At 49.8% G+C, this 6,678-nt stretch carries 7 protein-coding genes and 1 pseudogene; 2 read left to right on the top strand and 6 right to left on the bottom strand.

Annotated features, from left to right (window positions below; translation table 11 throughout):
* Positions 1 to 223: 223 nt before the first annotated feature.
* From POG22_RS02030 to petB, 5 genes are all read right to left on the bottom strand, one after another.
* On the bottom strand, positions 224 to 391 hold the full coding sequence (locus POG22_RS02030) for a hypothetical protein (RefSeq protein WP_498903333.1): 168 nt from the start codon (positions 389 to 391) through the stop codon (positions 224 to 226).
* Between the two features lie 87 nt (positions 392 to 478).
* On the bottom strand, positions 479 to 700 hold the full coding sequence (locus tag POG22_RS02025; RefSeq protein ID WP_063714670.1) for a hypothetical protein: 222 nt from the start codon (positions 698 to 700) through the stop codon (positions 479 to 481).
* 250 nt (positions 701 to 950) lie between these two features.
* Positions 951 to 2,450 (bottom strand): hypothetical protein, encoded by a 1,500-nt coding sequence (locus tag POG22_RS02020; RefSeq protein WP_063714671.1) that lies wholly within the window; start codon positions 2,448 to 2,450, stop codon positions 951 to 953.
* A 481-nt stretch (positions 2,451 to 2,931) separates the two neighbouring features.
* A complete protein-coding gene (gene petD, locus POG22_RS02015; RefSeq protein ID WP_063714672.1) occupies positions 2,932 to 3,414 on the bottom strand; it encodes a cytochrome b6-f complex subunit IV in 483 nt (160 codons plus the stop codon).
* Positions 3,415 to 3,543: 129 nt separating this feature from the next.
* Positions 3,544 to 4,212: a cytochrome b6 gene (gene petB, locus POG22_RS02010; protein ID WP_017661267.1), complete on the bottom strand. Its 669-nt coding sequence runs from the start codon at positions 4,210 to 4,212 to the stop codon at positions 3,544 to 3,546.
* Between the two features lie 347 nt (positions 4,213 to 4,559).
* Between petB and ctpA the strand changes: the two genes are divergently transcribed.
* Positions 4,560 to 5,804, top strand: a complete 1,245-nt coding sequence (ctpA, locus tag POG22_RS02005) for a carboxyl-terminal processing protease CtpA (RefSeq protein ID WP_498903329.1) — start codon at positions 4,560 to 4,562, stop codon at positions 5,802 to 5,804.
* Positions 5,805 to 6,005: 201 nt separating this feature from the next.
* Positions 6,006 to 6,617, top strand: coding sequence for a DGQHR domain-containing protein (locus POG22_RS02000; protein WP_498903328.1), 612 nt, complete (start codon positions 6,006 to 6,008; stop codon positions 6,615 to 6,617).
* Here the strand turns inward: POG22_RS02000 and POG22_RS01995 are convergent.
* Positions 6,568 to 6,678 (bottom strand): annotated as a pseudogene (locus tag POG22_RS01995) (ISKra4 family transposase); the annotation flags it as partial. The gene POG22_RS02000 and the pseudogene POG22_RS01995 sit on opposite strands and share 50 nt — an antisense overlap.

Below are 6,678 nucleotides of genomic sequence, written 5' to 3'. Positions count from 1 at the left end.
TCTCTGGGGTGGTTTCGGAGGTGGCTGACGACTCGGTTTCAGGGGAAGTTGGTGCGTTACTGGCACACCCTCCGATCAGTAAAGTGGCGGTGAGAACGGCGAGGCTGGTGGAGTGGCTCAATGGCAGTTTCATCATCTTTTGAAATATCGCGAAATTAAAAGGATATCGCTACAGTGATGGATCTGCCTTGTTAGTGTAGCAGGGGAATTCGAGATGAGCCGTCTAGGGGAGCGTGCGGACGACGACAGGTCGAGACGGCGAGGAAAGCTGTAGGCTTGGCGATGGCGAAACCTGCGGTTCGAGAAGGTAAAACAAAAGTGCGAAGGCTAGAGTGAGGAGGATCGATCGCCAAAGTCGTACGGCGAGACCCATTGGGTGAATGTCGTTCATCGCTCACACCTCATCACCTTTAACTACAAAAAGTTAAGTTCGGAAATTACAAAATTTCCGTGTTTTCGATTGAAATACGACGAGATTTTAGAAAGAAAGCGCCGAAATGCGATCGACTAGCTTGACTTTTCCTCGAACTACAGCTCTCAGCAGTCGATTGGTGGCAGACCGTTCGATTTCGCTCAGGGAATCGTCTAGGGTTGCCGCCATTAATCCGTATCGATCGGCTAGGGTTAAATATCCGTTTCGGGCAACGGAAGCCATAATTTCGGAGATAGCACCAGGTAGTAGGGCAATTGGTGGAAACATGGTCGAATATCTCAACGTTCTGTCTTAGTTACAGTATCGTAAGTTAGAAAAGGTTCGGGGGTGACGGAGAGGTCTCGGACGATACGATCGCGATCGCTCGGTTGTTGTGATACCGATCGTCAAACGAGGCGAACTCATGCCTAAATTTTCGATGAAATTCTACAGTTATCGTGGAAATGCTTTAACTCTTTTGCGTATTTTCCGATCTCCAATCGAACCCCACGATCGCCAACTCTCGTGTCAAGCTTAACTAAGGAAGCCAACGGGGACGAAAGCCGTCGAGGGGAAGTCGTTCGGGTTGAGGTTGCGGGGCGAGTTCGCCGTCAGCGGTCGCGAGGGGAAACAACGCCCATAACTGACTCGAGGCGATCGCGTCTCCCGAGTCGGTGAGGGGAACGTCGGGACGGTTGGTGTCGGTGTCGGTGAGGAGGCGATCGAACAGAATCGCTCGACCGTCGGGGGACAAACTCATATGTAAGTCGATGGGACTCGTCTCGAAACGCAGCAGTTCGCGAGAGGTTTCGTTTTCGAGGTCGAGTGCCAAAATATAAGGACGTTCGATGTATTCTTCGGCTTCGATGAGTTCGGTGAGCAAACAGTATAAGTATCGTCCGCTGGGGTCGAACTGCGCCTGAAGGATCGATCCGGTAGTGTTAAGGAGTTCTTGGGGGTCGCCGCTGCTGGGAACTAAAAATAGCGATCGCGTGTAGTCGGTGTTGAATTTCACCATAACGGCGGCGTTTCCGTCGTTGGTAAAACCCATAATGCGTCCGTATTGGGGAAAGAATTGCAACGGTTCGTTTCCTTCGTCTCCTTTAGCCAGGGAGATCAGGGCGATTCCCTGACCTTGGGCGATCGCCAACTCTTGGCTGTTGGGGGCGATGACGAACTCTCCACCGGGTAACGCCTCGAATTTTTTGGGGGCTTGTCCGTCGCGAACGACCCAGAGTCCGAAGTCCGCACCGGGGTTTTTGCGGTTGGCCCGTTGGACGACGATGGTACTTCCGTCGGGGGAGAGGGCGAACTGTAGGTTTTGATAGGTTTGGTTGTCGAGGACGCGATCGATTCTCCCCGGTGGTTCGGTGTTGGTGTCGTCGAAATCGAGTCCCGTGGTGACGGTAAACAGTTGGGTGTCGGTGAGTCCGGCGTCGCGATTTCCCCGGTCGATCGCTGAAAACAAGACGCGATCGCCGTCGGGGTAGAGTTGGAAGTCCATCACCGTTAAATCGGCGGGAGTTAGGACGATTTTTGCGTCGCGGGTGAAGTTGTAGAGAATCAGTTGTCCCCGTTCGGTTTCTTCGGAACCCAGGTAGACGAAGGCGCGATCGTGGCTTTGAAAGGTTCCTTCAAAGGGATCGAGAAAGTGTTCGGTATCGCTGGCTTCGGTGAAGCGATCGCGAGCGCTGGCGAGTCTGAGGGTGTAGTCTGTTCCGTAGGAGGCGGGATATTCGAGGGTGTACGCCATGCGTCGCCCCGCCCAACTGATTTTTCCCGGTAGCGGCGGATCGATCGTCAGGTTCTCTTCGACGCTGTTGAGGTTCATGGGGCGGGTGAAGGTGAGAATAAAGGCGCGATCGTTGGCGGAGACGGTGCGATCGCTCCAGCTAAAGTCGCGGACGCGGGGAACGCTGCGATCGCCTCCGAGGAGTAACAAGAGCGTCAGGACTGCGAGGGCGACGCACAGAGAAATCGCCACTTTATCGAGGGGTTGGGAAAATGTTGATTTCAGCTTGGATATTGGGTGTGACATCGGGTGTGACATCGGATTAGGGGGCGATCGAAGTTTTTAAATTATAATCTTTCCCAAAAAACGATACCTAAAAAACAGAGATTCTATCTCTTAAATTCTACTATTTGAGTCGTTTTAAATTTAAAATACAGAGCGCCAATTCTCATCGACCTTTTGAAAATTTCTAAAACATTGGAGTTGGGAAGCAAAATCCTCGATCGATTCTTTTCGTATAAGATCCCCGGCATTTCAAGATGCCGGGGATCTGAAGCGCAACTTCTCAACCTTGGGTTCTCAAGCTCTATTTTAAAACGGTTTCTGTCGTCTGATTTTATGAAAGAAACACAGAGAAATTATAAATTTTTCGAGATTAGCCAAACAAACAAATATAAATAAACAAAGTTTACGCCCGTCCAAACTGTCGTAATTACAGCACTTCTACCGTTCGACAGTTCGGGCAGGCGTTGAGTTTCCGATAAGTTCTTCCGAACTCAGGACCGATTTAGAACAGGCCCAAAGTCAGAGATTTATCGAGGGGGAACGTGGCACCAATTCCCAACCACAGCGTAACGACTGTACCGAACATGAAAACGGTCGTCGCTACCGGACGGCGGAAGGGGTTTTGAAACTTGTTGACACTTTCGATGAACGGAATCGTCATCAAGCCGAGGGGAACCAGCGTTTGCAGGGTAATCCCCAAAAGTTTGTTCGGAACGATACGGAGGATTTGGAACACCGGATAGAGATACCATTCCGGCAGAATTTCCAACGGCGTTGCAAAAGGATCGGCGGGTTCGCCGATCGTGGCGGGGTCGAGAACGGCTAACCCGACGACACAAGCGAGGGTTCCGAGGATAACAACCGGGAACACGTACAGCAGGTCGTTAGGCCAGGCGGGTTCGCCGTAGTAGTTGTGACCCATGCCTTTGGCGAGTTTCGCTCGCAACTTAGGATCGCTAAGATCCGGCTTTTTAAGGGTGGACATTGTAAACTGTGTTCTCCTTCTGCGAGGACAGCGGTAAGGAAACTATCAAAAATTCCGATCGAGATTTCTTAGGTTAGGGATAGTTTAACAAACCTCCCTAAATTGAAAGGCTTCGGAATCGATTCGGCTTTACAACGGACCGGAGATCCCTTGTTTGCGAATCATTAAGAAGTGCAGCAGCATGAACACGGCGATCAGCCAAGGCAGAACGAAGGTGTGCAGGCTGTAGAAGCGAGTCAGCGTGGCTTGGCCGACGCTGGTTCCACCCCGTAGCATTTCCACCATGAAGCTACCGACGACGGGAATCGCTTCGGGAACGCCGCTGACGATTTTCACAGCCCAGTAACCCACTTGGTCCCAAGGTAGGGAGTAGCCAGTCACGCCGAAGGAGACGGTGATCACCGCCAGAACTACACCCGTAACCCAGGTCAGTTCGCGGGGTTTTTTGAAACCGCCGGTCAGGTAAACGCGGAATACGTGCAGGATCATCATCAGTACCATCATGCTGGCAGACCAGCGGTGGATGGAACGGATGAGCCAACCGAAGTTCACTTCGGTCATTAGGTATTGAATAGAGGAGTATGCTTCTGTGACCGTCGGTTTGTAGTAGAAGGTCATGGCAAATCCAGTGGCAAACTGGATCAGGAAGCATACGAGGGTGATTCCCCCCAAGCAGTAGAAAATGTTAACGTGGGGCGGAACGTATTTGTCAGTGATATCGTCGGCGATCGCCTGAATTTCCAGACGCTCGTCAAACCACTTGTAGGCTTTCGATTCAGTGACTTCCTTAGAGAACATAAAGCCAGTGTGTTGGAATGTTTCGGTTTGTGAAGTGTACCACGACAGCTCGGTGAGATGTCGCGGCGGGTGTTGTGCGGTAGGGGGGTTTGTGAAATGGGGTGGAGTGGTTGACTTGACCGATCTCGCGCAACGTTGCAGTCAACTTCTCGATCGCGGAGATCGAGCGAATGGGGTACTCCACGGCACAGAAACCTATAAAAAAATGTAACACAGCTTAGGAAGTCGGGCAGAACGATCGTTGCGACCGCGATGGCATACGCTAAGCTAATGCCAATATCGATCCTGAATTTGTGTTAATTTTTATTAAAAACAGTTGTCATTTTAAGGTTTGTTAGCTAAGTCTCATGCAAAAACGCGCGTTCTGGTTCGCACTCGTCCCCGTGATGTTGATGGTGTTGGGGTGGTTGGGATGGACGCCGCCAGCTTTGGCACTGACGGAGGAACAGCGGTTAGTGTCGGAGGTTTGGCGTGTGGTCAACCGCGCCTATATCGACGAGACGTTTAACGGTGAAAATTGGTGGAAAGTGCGACAGCAGGCGTTGCGATCGCCGCTGCGAACTCGCGAGGACGCTTACGAGGCGATCGAGGAGATGTTGGCGAAACTCGACGATCCGTTTACGCGGTTGTTGCGTCCCGATCGCTATCGTAACCTTCAGGTGAATACGGCGGGTGAGTTGACGGGGGTAGGGTTGCAAATCGCTATCGACGCCGATACGAAACAGTTGAAGGCGATCGCGCCGATTGCGGGTGCGCCTGCGGATTTGGCGGGGATTCAACCGGGTGATGTCATTTTAGCGATCGACGGCGTGTCTACGGAATCCTTGACGTTGGACGAAGCCGCCGGACGAATGCGGGGGCCTGTGGGAACTGAGGTGACGTTGCAGGTGGAACGGTTTGACGGGGGTGCGATCGAGGATATCGCGTTAGTGCGCGATCGCATTGCACTGCATCCGGTAACGGCGGATTTGCGGACGGTGGAGAATTCACCCAATACGCAAATCGGTTATATTCGCTTGACGCAGTTTAGCGCCAACGCTGCTGAGGAAATGGCAGAGGCGATCGAATCCTTGGAAAATGAGGGTGCAGATGCTTTCGTGTTAGATTTGCGAAATAATCCCGGTGGCTTGTTGCAAGCTGGGATTGAAGTGGCGCGATTGTGGTTGAACGACGCCACCATCGTCTACACAGTGAACCGACAATCGATTTTAGGCAGTTTTGACGCCGGACACGAAGCGTTGACGGACGCGCCGCTGGTGGTGTTAGTGAACCCAGGAACGGCCAGTGCCAGTGAGATTTTAGCAGGTGCGTTGCAGGATAACGGACGCGCCAAGTTAGTTGGCGAACGGACGTTTGGGAAAGGCTTAATTCAGTCGTTGTTTGATTTGTCGGACGATTCCGGCTTGGCGGTGACGGTGGCGAAGTACGAAACGCCGAATCACAAGGATATTAATAAGTTAGGAATTATGCCGGATTTCGTGGTGAAACAGAATCCGATTCAGCGTAATGAGGTGGGAACCGAGAGCGATCGACCTTATCAGACGGCGGTTGAGTTGTTGACGGAGTCGGGAGTCGTGGCGAAAGCGGGTTGATTGAAGACTGAGATAGAGTTTTGGTTTTTGTCTAGCTCTATCTCAGCATATATCTTGACATTTTTAGTTCTCTGTAGACCTCCGATCTCGTCTTGTGATGGAAGATTTGAACAAAAATATTATGATATGGTAATATTAGTTCGATATATCGAAGTTTTTTAGATAAAGTTAAAGCGTTTAATGTCAAACCAAACTTGAATAATGACTACTCAAGACAATCACACCGAGCAGCGGTACACATTTAGTAACATCACCCAAGGGAAATATAGATTTTATTCTCTGACTATGCCAAGTGATGTATTGGCAAAGGTCTGCTACGTAACTACAAGAGAAGAAGATCCTCAAAAAGGTTTTCAGCGCGTCTTAGATAAAAAAAGAGCTCAAGAAATTGCTGAATATATCGATAGTGGATTAGGGACAATACCTAACTCTATCGTTCTTTCTGCTCAACCTGAAGCTAATTTGCGAGTTATAAAAAATGGTAAAATTTTAGCATTTGATGCCAAGCCTAAGTCTTTTTTAGTTTTAGATGGTCAACATAGAGTTTTTGGGTTTGTATTAGCAAAAAGTCAACTTCGTGTTCCTGTTATTATATATAATGGTCTGACTCGACAAGAAGAGTCTAGGCTATTTATTGATATTAATACTAAGCAGAGACCAGTGCCTAATGAACTTTTGCTAGATATTAAGAAATTAGCAGATTATGAAACAGATATAGAAAAGCAGCTTGGAGAGGGTGCATCTCAGTTTTGCAAAAATATTGCTAAAACAGAGTGCCATTTAAGTAAGCACAGCGTAAAGAAAGAATCTTAGAAACATTCTCTACTTTCCATTGCGCTCCCGATATTTTGACTCGCATTCCGATTTGCTTAAC

The sequence above is a fragment of the Geitlerinema sp. CS-897 genome, assembly GCF_028368005.1.
GTDB lineage: Bacteria > Cyanobacteriota > Cyanobacteriia > Cyanobacteriales > Geitlerinemataceae > Baaleninema > Baaleninema simplex.
The sequence above is the reverse complement of the archived record's forward strand: the minus strand, read 5'-3'. Positions and strand labels throughout refer to the sequence as shown.

Excerpts from the sequence above, each read along its gene's own strand:
- POG22_RS02000 (WP_498903328.1), top strand. The coding sequence starts at position 6,006 with ATGACTACTCAAGACAATCACACCGAGCAGCGGTACACATTTAGTAAC.
- petD (WP_063714672.1), bottom strand. The coding sequence starts at position 3,414 with ATGTCCACCCTTAAAAAGCCGGATCTTAGCGATCCTAAGTTGCGAGCG.
- POG22_RS02020 (WP_063714671.1), bottom strand. The coding sequence starts at position 2,450 with ATGTCACACCCAATATCCAAGCTGAAATCAACATTTTCCCAACCCCTC.
- POG22_RS02030 (WP_498903333.1), bottom strand. The coding sequence starts at position 391 with ATGAACGACATTCACCCAATGGGTCTCGCCGTACGACTTTGGCGATCG.
- ctpA (WP_498903329.1), top strand. The coding sequence starts at position 4,560 with ATGCAAAAACGCGCGTTCTGGTTCGCACTCGTCCCCGTGATGTTGATG.
- petB (WP_017661267.1), bottom strand. The coding sequence starts at position 4,212 with ATGTTCTCTAAGGAAGTCACTGAATCGAAAGCCTACAAGTGGTTTGAC.
- POG22_RS02025 (WP_063714670.1), bottom strand. The coding sequence starts at position 700 with ATGTTTCCACCAATTGCCCTACTACCTGGTGCTATCTCCGAAATTATG.